The 16,663-nt window shown below is 41.2% G+C and carries 11 protein-coding genes; 2 read left to right on the top strand and 9 right to left on the bottom strand.

Features of this window, described 5'->3' with window-relative positions:
• Positions 1-80: 80 nt before the first annotated feature.
• The 6 genes from ACL6C3_RS29810 to ACL6C3_RS29785 all read right to left on the bottom strand — a co-directional run bounded on the left by ACL6C3_RS29810 (position 81) and on the right by ACL6C3_RS29785 (position 10,534).
• Complete coding sequence (locus ACL6C3_RS29810; RefSeq protein ID WP_413163680.1) at positions 81-5,138, bottom strand: AAA family ATPase; 5,058 nt, start codon at positions 5,136-5,138, stop codon at positions 81-83.
• Positions 5,139-5,245: 107 nt separating this feature from the next.
• Positions 5,246-5,368, bottom strand: a complete 123-nt coding sequence (locus tag ACL6C3_RS29805; protein ID WP_413163679.1) for a hypothetical protein — start codon at positions 5,366-5,368, stop codon at positions 5,246-5,248.
• Positions 5,369-5,532: 164 nt separating this feature from the next.
• A complete protein-coding gene (locus ACL6C3_RS29800; protein WP_413163677.1) occupies positions 5,533-5,766 on the bottom strand; it encodes a hypothetical protein in 234 nt (77 codons plus the stop codon).
• Between the two features lie 665 nt (positions 5,767-6,431).
• Positions 6,432-7,031 (bottom strand): hypothetical protein, encoded by a 600-nt coding sequence (locus ACL6C3_RS29795; protein WP_413163675.1) that lies wholly within the window; start codon positions 7,029-7,031, stop codon positions 6,432-6,434.
• 103 nt (positions 7,032-7,134) lie between these two features.
• Positions 7,135-8,244 (bottom strand): glycine oxidase ThiO, encoded by a 1,110-nt coding sequence (thiO, locus tag ACL6C3_RS29790; protein ID WP_413163674.1) that lies wholly within the window; start codon positions 8,242-8,244, stop codon positions 7,135-7,137.
• Between the two features lie 547 nt (positions 8,245-8,791).
• Positions 8,792-10,534, bottom strand: coding sequence for a hypothetical protein (locus ACL6C3_RS29785; RefSeq protein ID WP_413163672.1), 1,743 nt, complete (start codon positions 10,532-10,534; stop codon positions 8,792-8,794).
• Positions 10,535-10,693: 159 nt separating this feature from the next.
• Between ACL6C3_RS29785 and ACL6C3_RS29780 the strand changes: the two genes are divergently transcribed.
• Positions 10,694-11,161 (top strand): hypothetical protein, encoded by a 468-nt coding sequence (locus ACL6C3_RS29780; protein ID WP_413163671.1) that lies wholly within the window; start codon positions 10,694-10,696, stop codon positions 11,159-11,161.
• A 22-nt stretch (positions 11,162-11,183) separates the two neighbouring features.
• Here the strand turns inward: ACL6C3_RS29780 and ACL6C3_RS29775 are convergent, their stop codons facing one another.
• The 3 genes from ACL6C3_RS29775 to ACL6C3_RS29765 form a co-directional block, all read right to left on the bottom strand.
• Positions 11,184-12,113: a universal stress protein gene (locus ACL6C3_RS29775; protein ID WP_413163669.1), complete on the bottom strand. Its 930-nt coding sequence runs from the start codon at positions 12,111-12,113 to the stop codon at positions 11,184-11,186.
• 85 nt (positions 12,114-12,198) lie between these two features.
• Positions 12,199-13,869, bottom strand: a complete 1,671-nt coding sequence (locus ACL6C3_RS29770; RefSeq protein WP_413163668.1) for a BCCT family transporter — start codon at positions 13,867-13,869, stop codon at positions 12,199-12,201.
• A gap of 448 nt (positions 13,870-14,317) precedes the next feature.
• A complete protein-coding gene (locus ACL6C3_RS29765) occupies positions 14,318-16,165 on the bottom strand; it encodes a hypothetical protein (RefSeq protein ID WP_413163666.1) in 1,848 nt (615 codons plus the stop codon).
• Between the two features lie 116 nt (positions 16,166-16,281).
• Between ACL6C3_RS29765 and ACL6C3_RS29760 the strand changes: the two genes are divergently transcribed.
• Positions 16,282-16,641 (top strand): hypothetical protein, encoded by a 360-nt coding sequence (locus ACL6C3_RS29760; RefSeq protein ID WP_413163665.1) that lies wholly within the window; start codon positions 16,282-16,284, stop codon positions 16,639-16,641.
• Positions 16,642-16,663: the final 22 nt, after the last annotated feature.

The raw sequence follows: 16,663 nt of genomic DNA, 5'->3' as shown, positions 1-16,663 counted from the left end.
CAGTCTAATTATAGCGCCGCACAGTAACGAACCGGTTTCGGGTTTGTCGGGGCGGGTTGGCGGTAATCAGGGACGGTTAACTATTCGGTTTTGCTACAAAGTTGACGATTTCCGTCGGCTTGGTGGGTGAGATAATCATTCAACCACAGACAACCCTGTTGAATTTGATAATCTAACTGAAAACCTTGCATATTCCAAAGAATAGTCGTTCCATCTTCTTTGGCGATCGCTAAAATATTCCCCTGAGGATGAAAATGAACCCGATTAATAAATACATCTTGATCGATAGTATAAAAGGGTTCAATTTCTAAAGCTTGACAATCTCCGTCAGCTTCCCACAATTGTTCGCGATCGAGTTGCCAAAATCGAACTTTTTTATCATCGCTCGCCGTTGCCAAAATTTTACCACTGGGATCGATATCAATACTGCGTACAGTCGCCTGATGTTTTAGCGGACAAGATTTACCCCGAGTCGGACTCCAAAGTTCAACGTAGTCATTAACAGCAATCGCATATAATTCTTCGGCGGGGGAGTAACTAATTTGATTAATAGCTTGATTGGGATAAGAGCGAATCGTGCGCGATCGCCAACCGATTTCTTGTTGAGTCCAAACTTGCAATTGAGACTCTGTTTCCGGGTCAGAAGTGGCGATCGCCATTAAATTTCCGGTCCGATTAAACTCAATACTAACCACCGGAAAATTCAGGTTAAAACTCTCAATTAAAGTCCCGTCGGCTTCCCAAAGTTTAACCCTTCCGCTGTCACTTCCCGAAGCAATAATTCCGCCCGGACTAAACTCAACAGAATTCACCGCCGAGTCATTTCTTAAAATTTGAAGCAACTCCCCATCAATATTCCAAAGATTAATCGTCGCTTCCGAAGTGTTAACCGTCGCCAGAGTTTTCCCGTCCGGACTCAAACTGACCCAACGCACCTCTTTTTCCTGTGGCAAAATCAGGGGTTCATTTTCCGAATTTTGTAATAAGTTTTGAGTCTTTGTGTCCCAAACTCTGACGGTTTTATCGTTGCTTGCTGTGGCAATAATATCGCCATTTCCACTAAAACTGATGTCATTAACCGCCAACGAATGGGCTTGCAAAATCTGATCGAGGGGGTTGCTGTTGCGGTCCCAAAGTTTAACCATATTATCGGAACTTGCAGAGGCGATCATCTCGCTATCGGGACTATAACTCACCGTCCAAACATCATGTTTGTGTCCGCTAAACGTTTGTAAAATCGCACCATCTTTATTCCAAAGTTTCACCGTGCGATCGCGACTGCTGCTGGCAATTGTTTGACCATCGGGGCTAAAACTGACCCCCAAAACATCGCTGTTATGTCCTTTTAAAGTTCCGATTTCTTTTCCGGTTTGAACGTTCCAAAGTTTCACCGTGCGATCGCCGCTTGCAGAAGCCAAAATAGAGCCATTCGGACTAAAACTCACTTCATAAACCCCGATACATTCTTCTGTCTGTTGGACGGACTGACAGTGACCTCTGAGGGTTTTTAATCGGGTACCGTCTGGCTTCCAAAGTTTCACCGTCGGATCGAAACTCCCACTTGAGGCAATAATTTGACCATCGGGGCTAAATTTAACATCTAAAACGCCACCTTTGTGAGCATTAATGGTTTTAATTTCGGTTCCGTTTTCAACATCCCAAAGTTTAATTGTACCATCGGCGCTGGCTGAGGCAATCTGACGACCATCAGGACTAAACACAACGCTGGTAACAACACTTTCGTGACCGATAAGGGTTTTTAAGCGTTGACCGTTGCGAGTCCAAAGTTTGACGGTTGTATCGCGACTCGCCGAAGCAATTGTTTGGCCATCGGGACTAAAGCTAAGACCTAAGATGCCATCTTCGTGGGAAAGGGGTTGAGAATTGAAAGTAGAATCGATCAAATTTCTAATAAATATTCCATCCTGACTCCAGAGTTTAATCACCTTTTCATTTCCGGCTGTGGCAATCATTTCGCCATCGGGACTGTAAGTGGCGGCTAAAACACTATCATTTTGTTCGAGTCGGTTTCGCTCGTGTAAACTATTATCAAATAGTTTGCGAAATCCTTGAGCAATTTCGTTTTCTTGTTCTTGGGAGGCTTGGGTTTGTTGAATTCTTTCTCCGATCACCAAAGTCGCCTGTAAAATCCCGATTTGGTCATTTTGGTCGGCAACAATTAAAGAGATTAAAGAGTCCTGTGCCGATTGAACTTCATCTATTCTTGCTTGGGCTTCTTGTCTTTTTTGGGCGAGGGCAAAAAACGCAAAACCTGCTAATAATACTCCGGCAAAACCCGCCATAATGCGTTCGAGTTGGCGGCTGCGTTTTTCGGCTTTGCGACGGCGTTCGGTTTCTTTGGCGAGGCGGGAATAGATATCAACATCTTCTTCGAGTTCTTTATTTTTTTGTTGGAGTTTTTCAAAGGCGGCGTCTCGGTCTAGGCGATGTTTTTGTTGGATAAAATCGGCTAAATAGTCGTGAACCAGTTGATAAAATTCGGTTCCGTCTACAATTTCTCGGGAAACTAAACCGGATTGTGCGAGAATATATAGGATTAAATCCAGTTGATAATCAACGGCCGCTTTTCCGACTTCTGCTTTTAATTCTTCGGTAATTTCGGAACGGGTTTTGAGGGGGCGTGTGTTGTGTTCATCGGTGAGTAAATAGAGGATTAAATTGGCGGCTTGTTGATGTTCGCGACCGCAATCTTGAATGACTTCTTCGAGAAATCGTTCAACTAATTTTTGTTTGGGGCCTTTTTGTTCGTATTCGGCTAGGGTGGTAATATCTTCGGCTTGCAGTTGGGCGCCGACAACTTGTAACTCAATCGGGCGAACTTCTCCGAGTTCACTGGAGAGGTCATTCACTAAGGCTTGAATCAGCGCATCTTCCAGGAAAAAATGGGAACGATCTGTTAAACTTTTGATGACGTTGTAGGCTTCTTTGCGGGTAAAGTTTCCTAAATAAAACAGAATGTATTTGTTTAAAATATCGTTGTTGATAATCTCAAAATCAATGAGTCTTACCCCTTCTAGCAGATAATGTAAGTAATCATCTCGGACTGAAATAATTACTTTGACATAGGGTAAATTTAGGCAATCTCTTAAGACTTCAAAGAAGATTCGACGGGACTTTTGACGGGGATAAGCAAAGAAAAATTCTTCAAATTGATCGAAGATTAAAATAGTAATTTTGTTGCGGTTGGCGTTGGCTTTTAATTGCAGTAAAATATTTTCAATGGCTTCTTGATTGCTGTGGTTTGTATTGCCACCAGACGGGGGAGTTTCGCTGTCTTCTCCGGGCGTTTCGGCTTCAGAAGGTGGGGCGAATTGATCGGTTAATAATTTTTTTTCGAGTTCTTTGGCAAAGGAATTATAGGTCCTCAACAAAATCGGCACCACTTGACGGGCTTCAATGCTAAAATTTTGCAAAGCCGGCACTAAACCCGCCCGAATAATTGAACTTTTACCGACTCCAGACTGACCATAAATAACGGTTAATTTATGTTGGGTACTTCCCACCCGTTGCAATAAACGATTGATGGCTTCTTCCCGACCGGAGGCTTTAATTTCATCCGTAACGTTGGCTTCTGTGGATACGGTTCCTAACATCGGATCGACCGCTTGTTCTCGGGGTTGCAAACGTCCGGCACCGATAAAAGCAGTATAACCAAAAGCGCTCGATTTGGTGCGATATTCTTTTTTAATATCAAAGGCGTCTCGATACTGACCGAGTTCAAAATAGAGTCGGTGCAGCATTCCTAAAATTTGTAAATAAAATCTAGGATTGTATTTCGGTGTTGTTTCTTGATAAGCAATTTCTAACTTGTTGATCGCCTCCCAAGGTTGACTTAATTGTTCTAAGGCTTGGGCGAGTATCCAATAATATAATCCTTGATTTTGATTTTTGACCGGATCTTCTGCCGTTTCACCGGGAATTTGTTTGAGGATTTCTAAGGCAATTGTCGAAAATTCTTTGGTATTTTGCCAGTCGCCTTTATGAAGATAATATTCCGCTAAAAATCCGTAATCTTGGGCGAGTTGTATGGGGGGCGAGTTTTGTTGTTGATGTAATTTCCGAGATTTCAACGCCAGCCGAAATAAAGCTTCCCAGTCTTCGAGTTGGCGCAAAATCTCACCGAGTTGATTAATAAATTTGGCAACTAAATCGGGACGTTTGGCGGCTTCAAAATAATCTAAACATTGTTCAAAATACAGTCTAGCTTGTTGCCATTCTTCTTGACCGGTATGGCGCAAATGTTGCTCGGCTTGGTACGCCAAACAGAGTCCCAAATGATATAATATCACGCCCTGCCAAATGAGCGCTGTCTTGATCGGGGAAGAATTTATAAGAGGATATTCGGCTTGAAAATCGCTCGGATAAGATGAGTTTTTTATATCTTCTTGTTGCCAAAATCTTAAACTGAGGTGATACTGTTCTATCGCCTCGGAAATGTTTTGATGGGCGTAATGATAGCGGGCGATAACAAATCTTAAACTCGCCATTAAACTCGGTTGTAAGGTGGCGTTGCGACTTTGTAAATCTTGATAAGCCAGTTGCAATTCCGAGGCGCAGTGTCCGCCTAAAATTTTGCTATTAGAAACAAACGAACATCCGCCAATTTCTAAAACGGTGTTGAAAAGTTGCTGAGATTTACTGTGAAGAAATTGGATTAAATCGGCGGAACTTTGTAAGAAAACATAGGTGGTTGCATAACCGGTAAAATCGGGCGCCCGTCGGTTTAACTTTTTCCACAGTTTATCGTTAATCCATAATACTAACGGAAAGGGGAAATTTAAAAAGGCTTCTCGGGCTAAGTTGGTCGCCGCCAAAACTTCATCAATGGTGTCTACCTTTTCTAAACCAAACACCATCACCACCGCCGGTTGTTCTTCTAGGAGTTCGGTTTCCAAGGTTCGATAGAGGTTATCAATTCCCGGATTTAGATAAACTTCTCGGATGGGGAGAGAAGATTTTTCCTGAAGTTGCTTGACAATTTTTTCGCGCAAATTTGTATAGTTACAGCGAACCAATAGTAATGAAAATTCTCCCTCGGACAGTTGTAGGGTGCGCGAGAGCGTCTCAAGCTGGCTTTGATTTTGGGTAATTGTATCGTCTTGGGGATATACGTTCATTGGGCGAGTCTACTTGGGAGATACACCTAGATTAACCTAGTTTTACAGTCATAAATACAAATATATTTATTAGAATAGCATTGCGGGAAATCAACTTTGAGAATGAGTTAAATATTTTTACTACAAGGACAGGGAACAATAACGGCGATCGCAGAGTCGGCTTGCTCGTCCTCGCCTTGACTCAATTGTTCGGGTAGATAGCTTGTTGGAGTCAGATCAAATTGCATCATAGCTTTAAGCGGTTAATCTCAGCATTTAAGAAAATTAACTTGATTGTGATTGAGATTATAGTCTCTCTATTGTAGAATCTCAGAACGTCTACCCAATGCCCAATCAATCGATTTGGTCATCAACTCCTCACACGACGGAGTTTAGATCGCCCTTGAGAATCAATTTAGCATTGGCCATAAAGTTTACAGGGGGTGCGATCGTAGAAAACCTCAGGTGAGAAGGGCTTCATCGGGCGCATCTGAGTAGCATCTTCCATCTCAACCTCGGAGACGCCTTGAGGTTGGCGAATTAAAGGTTGAATTTCCGCACTATTTGCCAAATTGGACGTGCCACTCAGCATCAGGAGCATCGGAAGTGCTATAATAAAACGTAACCGTTCGGGTGCCATTGGAACCATTTTTCACCTCATCTATTATATTTCAGTTCGGGGTTCATCAAGATCGGATAGTTTTCAGTTCTTCCTTATTTTATTATTCTCAATTTCCCAACTTTAGCCGGAATTTTGGGCTGATTTGCGTTGTTTATCCGTAATTTTTCCGTGTTTTAGCGGTTAGCGGATCAAACGCTGCTGTCTAGTCTGTCATTTTTTGCTGAGAATTTTCAACCCGTCGGTGAGACTGACCCATCCGAGAGAAAGGAAGTTTTCTCAGAGACTCAACAGACGAATTTTCAATTGATGGGAAAAAAAATCATCCGTTGGGATGAAAACTCGAAGGCAAATTTTCACGAGGGTTTAGAGACAGAAAAAATACAAGGATTTAATCTGACCTCAAAGGAGGGTTAAAAATAGCACAAAACTTGGGTAAAGTAGGAGAGGGTAAACAATTCGTTTTCGGAATAAAACCGACTCACTGAATTGTTCTGGGGTTGAAGGACGTTCTACTGCATTTTATTACGGGTAGAATTGCCAGCAAATCCGGATCATTTATCACATTTTCCCGAACTCACTCAAAAGAATGAATTCCCCACTCATCTTTCTTTTATTTTAACGCAAATTTTCCTGAAAATCGAGTGAGGAAAAACCCCCCTTTTCTTAAGCGAAAACCCTCACAACTTTACACCTTACCAGTCATCAACAATCCAAAGTAAGCGTGTCAAAGCAATTCCGGTCATTCCGGCGACAATAGCCCAAGTCAGCGCCAAACCAAAAACATCACCCAAAAACAGGCGAGTTGCTTGGCGCATCACCCCGCCAAACGCCCAACCAACCGGTAATCCCACCCCCCAACACAGCGGACTCACCCACAGCCATTTCCAAGCGCGAGGAACTTGAATTCTCAGCGCTAACCACTGCAAAAATCCGATCCAAATTCCCACTTGGCTACCGTCTATAAAGCCGTAAAAAATGCGGCTAAACACGTCTAAAGTTCGGGGAGCAACCCAAGCGATGGCGCCAATGTGGGAGTATCCTAATACCGTCCAACCGATAATGCTGGCAAAAATCCATTGCCAAGGTTGATAGATATACTCTTTGAGAACAAACCATTGAGCAAAACCAATAACTGTCCCGCCCACCGCACCGGCTACGAGTCCCATATCTGGCCTGTGTCCAATTTCGATCCAGATTAAACTCGCCCAAAAACCGATAACGGTGACAAACACCCACTTTAGCCAAAAGCCATATCTTGTTTTAATCTCATAGGGATAGAGTTGAGGGTTCACGAATTGTTTTCTACTGAGATCAAAATTCATTGAAAAAAGGCTTCTGTTTGTTTCGGGAGTCCTGAAAAAAAGACCATCACAACTGGGGTTTTTGTTCCCGGTTTTAACACTGAAGTTGAGCGGTTAAAAATCGTTCCCAACCGAAGTATTGTAATAAAGGATCGGATTTCTCCTCGATTACCCATTCTGCAATCAGTTTGGCGGTAATGGGCGTCAGTAAAATTCCGTTGCGATAATGACCTACGGCTAGGGTTAAATTGTCAAAGGGACTTTTTCCTAAAATGGGGAGTAAGTCGGGGGTTGTGGGCCGAAATCCCCACCAAAATTCTTGAAGGGGAAAATCCCGCAAAACCGGAAAAACCCGAATCGCCCGTGAGAGTAAGCTTTGAACGCCGTCTGGGGTTAAACCGGCGTTAAAGCCGACGTCTTCGAGGGTGGCACCGATGACGATTAAACCATCTCGGCGGGGAACAACGTAAATTTCGGTACCGAATAGGACTTGTTTGAGGGGGAGGGACTCAAAGGAGTCCGGGACTTTCACCGACAGCATTTGTCCTTTGCGGGGATAAACGGGAACTTGTGGCAGGAGTTGGCCGGTCCAGGCACCGGTGGTTAAGATGTATTGTGAACCGGTGAGGGTTCCCCGATTGGTTTCGAGGGCTTCTACCCGCTTGGAATTGCGCGTTATGGCTTCAACTTCGACGCCTTCGAGAATTTTAACCCCTAGCTTTTTAGAGGCGGCTTGTAGGGCTTTGAGGAGGTGGCGGCGGTTATCGACTTGTGCATCTTCGGGATACCACCAACCCCCAACCACATCGGCGCCCAACCCGGGTTGGTGTTGGTCAATGGCTTGTCGGTCCAGCCAAATTGCGGGAGAATCGGGAGGTTGGTAGATTTCGGTTGTCTCGGGAAGTTCGTAAACGGGGGCGAGAATTCCACAGCGCCAGTAACCGGTGTCCAAACCCGTGAGGTCTTCGAGTTGGCGCGTCCACTCGGGATACAGGGCGCGACTGCGTAAGCCTAACTCTAACATTGGCCCGGCTGGAATGGCTTCGGCTTGCGGCGCTAACATTCCTGCGGCGACATGACCTGCGGCTTCGTGAAAATTGCGGCTGAGGACTGTGACTTTTGCGCCTTGCAGTTGCAGTTCAACCGCCAGGGACAATCCCATTAATCCACCGCCTATGATAATGATGTCATTGGAAACATTCATTGCAACTTAGAGTTCGGCTATGCTCTCAACTATAGTACCAAATTTAAAGCCAGTTTGTTACAAAAAAAAGTTGTTCTCCTCGATCAAAATTTATCTTGACTTTGGGATCGTTTTGAGGACTATTTTTGAAAACTAGCAGTTGGGCGGGTTGATTTTAGTTATTTGTGGGAGACATACATCTGTTGAAAACTAGCAGTTGGGCGGGTTGATTTTAGTTATTTGTGGGAGACATACATCTGTTGAAAACTAGCAGTTGGGCGGGTTGATTTTAGTTAGTTGTGGGAGACATACATCTGTTGAAAACTGGCAGTTGGGCGGGTTGATTTTAGTTATTTGTGGGAGACATACATCTGTTGAAAACTGGCAGTTGGGCGGGTTGATTTTAGTTATTTGTGGGAGACATACATCTGTTGAAAACCCGCCCCTACATCACTGGTGACTGGTGACTGGTGAAGCAGTGCGGACTTGGCGGTTTCCGTCGAGGAGCAACTGCTGAACCCGGAGGGTGACTGGTGACTGTTTGAACCCGCCCCTACACTATTTGCTATCAATTATCTGTGGTCTGATCAAATACCCTGATACTGATTTGATGATTGAGTTTGAGGAATTGATTTTCTATCGGATCGTAAATCCAAGCGCGAATTGTGCTGGTTCCTGCGGGGAGAGAATTGGCGGTTAATTCGACTTCCCATTTGATTTTTTGTTCGGATGAGGAATTGTTGTTAATGGCGTAGGCGTTGGCGAAAAAAGAGGGTTGTTCGTTGAGGGAAAATAACACTATATTTGTGTTTTTTAAAGGCTTAATCCATCCTTCGAGTTGAACGGATTCGGTTGGGGAAAGATTGAGGAGTTTATTTAAAGGTTCGGGTGCGGTAATTTCTCCGTAAGTTTTTTGAGGAGTTTCAATAAAAGCGACATTTTCAGCAAAGTTTCTAAAGTTTAAACGTTTCAGTTTTTCCGAAGATTCCCAGATTAATTCTCTCCACTGGGTTGAGATTAACAGCGTTAAGCAACTTTGAGGGGAGGTTTTGAAAAAGGCTGATTTTTCTAAATAGTCGATCAAATGAACGCAAGTTTTTCCGCCTTGAATTATGGGAAATCTGGAGTTAACGTAAGTTACCGCATTTGCCGATTGAACCAAGTTTAAACCGATAAATAGTCCTGTTAAACCGCCAAAAAACAATAATTTATTCGTTCGGTGTTTGGCGAGAAAATTTAGACTAAAATTGAAGATCATTCGTTGACCGAGTTGGATAATGGCTATCGGTAATAAAAGAGTATGGGTTGTGTATCGAGAGGTAAAAATTGCATAGTCAGCCCCCAAACCCGACCGACCGACAGCGATCAATCCGCTACAGAGTAAAGAAAATAAACCGATAGAAATCCAGGGGGAATAGTTGGGGTTTAAACTCTCGAATTTTTCGGAAAATAAAGCGGAGAATATTAACCCTAAAAATAGTAAAATTATCATCAATCCCATCAGCCAGTTTAGGTTAGATGAATTTAAAAAAGGTGCGGCTTGGAGATTGAAAAAAAAGTGAATTGTTGCTATAATTTTGTTTTCGACTACAACAACGGGAACCGTATCTGTTTCTTGTCTGTAGTTTAGAGAGTAAATCAAACCGGAAAATAAGAATAAACTCAGCCAAATTAACAAACGCTTTTTTTTGTGGGTTAAGTTTCCTTTTACCGTCCAAACAGCAGGAACAATCGCCAACCAAGATAATAATCCTTGGGCGGAAGTAAAACTCGCAATACTGCATAAAATAGCTGCAAAGGTGAGTTTTATTTTGGGTTTAATGACCCGACTGGATAAAATGAGACAGGAGAGAACAACGCAGAGGTTAATTAAAAAAATCGCAATTTGAAAACCCCACAGCCAATTCTCATGTTGTACCCAAGAAAAGAGTAAAAAACAGGTTGATAAGTTGGCTAAATTCAGGGGAGTTTGAGTTGAGTTTTGAGCGGTGTTTTGAGAGAGACTATAGAGGGATAAAAAGGTTAATATCGCCAGAAAAATATTACAATAAAGTTCCAAGTGTATATTCCAGTTTGAAGCAAAAGATAAAGCAATAAAAATCAGTTTAGGAAAAAAGATTCGGTGGCTATTGTGTTGGGCGAATAAATTTTTTAGGGTGAGAGTTCCCGTTGAAAACTTCTCGAACCAATAGGGAAGAACCCATTGATCGTAGATGGGAACGTTAACGCTAAAATAAGCCACAAATCCACAGATTCCCAAAATCGGAATTAGATATAAAACTAATAAAATCAAACTGTTTTTGGAAGTCATGGAAGGGAAAAATGTTAAGAGAGTTAGCTAAAATCCAGATAGATACCCTGTTTTTATCAATTTAAGAGATAATAGAAGTAAGAAGATTAAACGGTTAGTGATAACTTAAGTTTTCCGGCGTATAATTGAGTTTAGACTTGAGATCAAGGAACAAACAAAATGAGTCTTCCGATGAAAGGTTTAATACCACTGATGATTATAGCCTGTGGAAGTGGGACAATGATTGAGGACAACAAAGCCGTCGCTAAACCGTTGTCTAAAACCGATTTTATCATTGTACAAAACCCAGAAAACCCACCCGAGATTAGTTTATCTCAAGAGGGTACGGGTACTTATTCACTAAATAGTCGCTTTCAAGGAACGATAACTTTTGTTTCTCTGACCGTTAATAAAGATGGAGAAGCCGAACTAACTTTTCGCAATAGTGAGGAACAATTAGTCCGTTTTCAAGGTGAAGTTATCCGTCGAGATCCCTACCGAATGAGGGTTAGCCTTACCGATTCGGAGAGATTGGACGCGAGTGGAGTCGCGGATATTCAATACAGTCCCGATAACTCCTTAATCTATTCAATTTTTGTGGCGGGAACCGTTGAAAATCAGATTTTTTCGATTAATTTTAGCCGATAATTTACCATGAAAAAACAACATTTTAGGTCGGTACAATTAATAAAGGACGATTGCTCCCATTCAGAATTCCCGATGCAACGCTACCATACAAAACCTGAGATAAACCCGTTCGTCCTTGGTTCGTCATGGTAACTAAATCAACATTCAAATCATTGGCGAGGGTAATAATACTTTCAATGGGTCTACCATACATCAAATGTACTTCTACGGTTAAATCTTGTTCTTGAAGTTCAGAACGAATATTGAGTAAATATTCTCGGGCTTGTTTAATCCGTTCAACTTCTTGATGTTTTCCGAGACGATTAAAGATATCTTTGGCGACGGATTCTTCCGTAATTTCCGAGTCTAAATCTCCAATAGCCGTCGTTTGATATCCGGTTCTGACAACATGAAGTAAAATAATTTTGGCTTCATAAAGTTGAGCCATCGTGGTGGCGTGATCGATGGCTTTTTCCGCCCGGTAAGAACAATCTAAAGGGATTAAAATCTGATTGATTTGAGATAATTTTTCGGGCTGTTTGGATTGAACAACAAATAAAGGACAGTGAATTTTGTTGAGTACCCCAGATGTTACACTACCATACAAAGTTCGAGCCAATCCGGTTTTTCCCTGAGAAGTCATGGCGACTAAATCGGCATTGGTAAAGTTCACCGCTTGCAAAATTCCCTCAACGGCAACTCCTCGTAATAGTAGAATATCGGCGGATAAACCTCGCTGTTTAAATTGATGTTTCCATCCCATTAAATAATGCTGAACTTGGTCAATATTTTGGAGGGGGTAGGCGACTTCCCGTTCTTTTTCTAGATTGAGAATAGCACTGCGAATTGTGGGTTCAATCACCTGAGTAAAAACGACATGAACATCTTGTTTTTGGGCTAACTGTTCAACATAGGGAATTATAGTTTCAGCACGTTCTGAACCATCTAAAGGGACTAAAATTGTGCTGTACATAATCTTTTCCTCCGCAATAAATTAATCGTGTAGGTGGGCATTGCCCACACTACAAATTTGTTATTGACACTCTTGATAGTTGAAATTATTCGTGAGGGAATGAGCGATCAATTTCTGGATGAGAAGAAATTTGAGACTTGGGTGCAATTGCAGCTTTAGAAGAACGCAACTGTTTAGATTCTAATTCAACCCAATCTTCAAATAAACCTCGATACAAGCTAAAACACATAACAATTAATACAATTGCAAAGGGTAAACCTGTTGTAATGGCTGCTGTTTGTAATGCACTTAATCCTCCTCCGAGTAACAAAACGGCAGCGACAACCCCTTCTGTTACCGCCCAAAATACCCGTTGAGTAACGGGAGAATCTAACTTTCCGCCGGAGACTAAATGATCGACAACTAAAGAACCCGAGTCAGAAGAAGTGACAAAGAAAGTGATCACTAACATCACACCAATGAGACAACTAACCTCGGTTAAAGGGAACTGTTGCAGCATTACAAATAACGCCGTTGATACATTTTCGCTCACCGCTTCCGACAAATTTCCCACGCCTTCTAAGGCTAAATTTAATGCTGAACCGCCAAAAACGGACATCCAAATAAAAGACAATAAAGAGGGAATAAATAGGACACCCAAAACAAATTCTCTCACCGTTCGGCCTTTAGAAACTCGGGCGATAAACATCCCCACAAATGGCGACCAAGAAATCCACCATCCCCAGTAGAAAACCGTCCAAGAATTTTGCCATTTTGTCCCATCAAAAGTTTCTGTCCAAAAGCTGAGACTGGGTAAAATCGAAATGTAATAACCCAGATTTTCAACCAGGGAACCCATAATAAATAATGTCGGCCCTACTAAAAACACAAACAGCATAAAACCTGCGGCAATGTAGATGTTAATTTCGCTCAAAAACCGCACGCCATTATCCAAACCAGCGACAACAGATAAAGTAGCAAAGCTGGTAATAATGGCAATTAAAACCACCTGAAACCAAACCGTATCGGGCAAATTAAACAAAAAGTTTAATCCGGTACTGACTTGTCTGGCGCCCAACCCGAGAGAAGTTGCCAGACCAAATAATGTTGCTAATACCGATAAGATATCAATTGCATTTCCCGGCCAGCCATAAATTCTTTCGCCAAAAATGGGATAAAAAACAGAACGAATGGTCAGAGGAAGTCCTCGGTTAAAGGCAAAAAATGCCAGAGATAAACCCACTAAAGCGTAAATTCCCCAGGCGTGAAGTCCCCAATGAAAAAAGGTAATTGCCATCGCATCTCGGGCTGCTGTGGGTGTATTGGGGTCAACATTATTAAAGAATGGAGAGGGGGTTTCCATGTGAAATACAGGTTCGGCCACGCTCCAAAACATCAGTCCAATTCCCATCCCTGCACTCATTAGCATGGCAAACCAAGCAAAGGTGGAAAATTCTGGCTCGGCGTGCGGCCCTCCCAAGCGAATTTTGCCATATTTACTGAAGGCGAGAAGAATGACAACTCCCAGGTAAATATTCGCGGCTAAAATCAAAAACCAGCCAGATGTATTGGCGATAAAATTTTGAACAGCGTTGAAAACTTGTTTGGCTTGATCATTAAAAATCAACGTTATTGCGATGAATAAAATAATCAAACTGGCTGAAGTAAAAGAAACTTCAGGGTGCATATCAAACCCCCAAAAGCGGATGTTGGTGTCTCCGGGAGTTCGACGCTTTTTCCTCGGGATCGGCTTGTTTTGCGATCCTTTTAGAGTCATAATTTTTTTCTCCTTTGCCTCAACTGCTGCCGTAATCACTCACTTTTAAATGAAAGTGCAGTACGGAACTAAAAAATCAAGTCAGGTGCGATCGCCTCGGGCCGATCTGGGTCTAACCAGGATTTGCTGAACTCAATTTTTTTTGTTGAATTAACCTTCATCCTATGTGTCTACCGATCACAAATTCTCACTTCCATTTATCGAGAATTAGCAGAGATCCAGTGAGATGTGACCACCCCAACACAATCAGAGTAGGACAGGCTAATTGATTTCTAATGTAACATTACTTTTTAAATTTACCAAAATTTTGCTGAAATTCCCAGTCCCGTAGAGCTTCATTGTACTCAATTTTACAAGCAGTTGACTCTGAGAAGATTGCCTAAAATTTTATAACAGGGGTTCGGTCAATGTCAATAAATTTTTGAAAAAATGCGGGATTTTAAAATTTTTAATTTTCCTCAACTGTAACCTGTATTTCTCCAGATAATTTCACAAATTCTCTATTTTTAGGGTTGTAAACCCAAGCTTTAATAAGATTATTTCCTGCGTTTAAATTATCGGCATCAAAAGTAACTTCCCATCGGGAGTTTTTATACCTTTTAGAGTTTAAAAATTCGACGACATCTGGACTTGGTAAATTAACATAAGCATTGGCGAAAAAAGATTGGCGACCGTTTAAGGAGAGAAAGACAAGCTGAGGTTGTTTCGGTTGATTTGGAAGCGCAGCCCAACCATCTATTTTAACAATTCCACCCGTCGGCACACTAAAGCTGTTTTCAGATGTCCAAGGCGAACTAATAAAACCATAAATTTGATTGGGTTGTTCAACAAAAGAAATATCTTCTGCAAAGTTTCTCAAGTTGATTTTTTGGAGACGTTCAACTTGTTTTGATAGTCCCACTGTTGTCGGAACCATATGAGTTAAACACTGTTGGGGAGAGTTTTGAAAAAACTTTGAGTTTTCTACATCGAGATAGTTAATTAAGTACAAGCAGTTTTGAGAAATTTGATTCGGTTCATAGATGAGAGTTTTTGCTACATTTAAACTTTGAGCGGAACGCACCCAGATTAAACTTGTTATTAATCCCAAACAAAAGCTATAAACCAACTTTTTTTCGCTAAAATTTAACAGTTTCAATCTTTCATTATTACGAAAAAAATATAAATTAAAGAGATGAATAACCGCAAATGTTAATAAAAGAGAATGGGTAGTATACCGAGAAGTAGTTAGCCCATACTCTGCACCGTAATTGGCGCGACCAATTGTCATTAATATGGCGGATAAAATCGAAAATAGACCGATAGAAATCCAAGGACAAGACTCGGGTATAAAACTACTTTTAAAAGGATGGCGAATCTCAGGACGTTCAACCCAAAAGTGAAAAAAGAGAAAGATAAAACTACCAATTAAAATTAATCCAAAAATCAAAGCAACTGCTGAAAATCCTGTTAAAGGTGCGGCTAAAACATTCAAGAAAAACTGAATATAAACTCTTAATTGTTCCCCAATTGAACCATAAGACAGAAGATCATAATCTTCGCTTATCGGTACGGACTTATATCCAATTGAATAAATTAAACCGCAAGCTAAAAAGGAAGTTAACCATAAAATTAAACGTTTTATTTTTTCTCGATATGTTCCTTCTAAATTTAGGACTGATGGAATTACAGCCAACCAAGACATTAATCCTTGTGCCGATGAAAAACTCGCGATTATACATAAAAGTGCCGCCAGTATTAATTTTCGTTTTTCACTCCAGTTTGAGGGTAAATTGAAAATAAAAACTGTTAAAATTACACAAAAATTTATCAAATATAAAGCTACTTGAAATCCCCACAACCAATTTCTGTATTGTACCCAGGAGAACATCAGAATACAGGTGATGATATTCGTTGTATGAAACAAAAAAATACTGGGAGTTGTTCTGGTAATTTCAGCAAGTTTGTAAACCAGGAAAAAAGAAATTAAAGCCAGACCAAAACTCCAATAAAGTTCGTAGAAAATATTCCAATTAGAGAAAAAAGCTGTCGCCGCAAAAATCAGTTTTGGGAAAATCATGCGATGATTGTTATTTAACTCCCAAAGTTCCTTAAAAATAGAGAAAAAATCAAAGGTTCCGAACGCCTCAAACAAATCAATTAAAGCCCATTGATCCGCCCAAACGGGTACATTAACTCCAAATCGTTTAATTAACCAAAAAGTTGCTAATATCGGGAACAAATACAAAACCCAGAGCAATCCGTCCAAAATTAAAGAATTTTTTTCCTCATTAACGTGATTTTCTACTAATTTCATTTAAGATATAATTTGAGATTAATTTTAGAATTAAAATGATATACTAGGACTGTTGAACTGTCAACACTCTCAGGGCTAATACTTCTGATAAATAGTTATTCGCTATCCCAGAAACGATGAATCAGCTTTTCACAAATACCGCTTCTGCGCTATGCTACTCTATTATCCAACAGTGCTGTGAACCGACAGACTCTCCTCACCATTTTCCCCATAATGATATCGTTCGATTTGTTTTAGAACAACATCGTCGAATGCCGGACTATCTACGATTTCCCATTCTATTCTTAACCCTTCTTTTTAATTTCTCGGGGATAATCCGGGGAGGTTCTCTCTTTTATCGTCAATCCCCCAAAATGCGTTTAGATCAAATTTCCGCCTGGAAAAATGCACCCATTAGCATTTGTAGAGATTTGATTCGCTTTTATGAAAGTCTGGTGGTACTCTGTTGGAAATCCGAACAAATCAACCGAACATAATTTTACTAAATCCCAAGATAAA

The organism is Capilliphycus salinus ALCB114379 (assembly GCF_047276495.1).
In the GTDB taxonomy this organism is placed as follows: Bacteria; Cyanobacteriota; Cyanobacteriia; order Cyanobacteriales; family Microcoleaceae; genus Capilliphycus; species Capilliphycus salinus.
This window is presented reverse-complemented; position numbering and strand designations above follow the sequence as displayed.

Excerpts from the sequence above, each read along its gene's own strand:
- ACL6C3_RS29810 (WP_413163680.1), bottom strand. The coding sequence starts at position 5,138 with ATGAACGTATATCCCCAAGACGATACAATTACCCAAAATCAAAGCCAG.
- ACL6C3_RS29805 (WP_413163679.1), bottom strand. The coding sequence starts at position 5,368 with ATGATGCAATTTGATCTGACTCCAACAAGCTATCTACCCGAACAATTG.
- ACL6C3_RS29800 (WP_413163677.1), bottom strand. The coding sequence starts at position 5,766 with ATGGTTCCAATGGCACCCGAACGGTTACGTTTTATTATAGCACTTCCG.
- thiO (WP_413163674.1), bottom strand. The coding sequence starts at position 8,244 with ATGAATGTTTCCAATGACATCATTATCATAGGCGGTGGATTAATGGGA.
- ACL6C3_RS29785 (WP_413163672.1), bottom strand. The coding sequence starts at position 10,534 with ATGACTTCCAAAAACAGTTTGATTTTATTAGTTTTATATCTAATTCCG.
- ACL6C3_RS29780 (WP_413163671.1), top strand. The coding sequence starts at position 10,694 with ATGAGTCTTCCGATGAAAGGTTTAATACCACTGATGATTATAGCCTGT.
- ACL6C3_RS29775 (WP_413163669.1), bottom strand. The coding sequence starts at position 12,113 with ATGTACAGCACAATTTTAGTCCCTTTAGATGGTTCAGAACGTGCTGAA.
- ACL6C3_RS29770 (WP_413163668.1), bottom strand. The coding sequence starts at position 13,869 with ATGACTCTAAAAGGATCGCAAAACAAGCCGATCCCGAGGAAAAAGCGT.
- ACL6C3_RS29765 (WP_413163666.1), bottom strand. The coding sequence starts at position 16,165 with ATGAAATTAGTAGAAAATCACGTTAATGAGGAAAAAAATTCTTTAATT.
- ACL6C3_RS29760 (WP_413163665.1), top strand. The coding sequence starts at position 16,282 with ATGAATCAGCTTTTCACAAATACCGCTTCTGCGCTATGCTACTCTATT.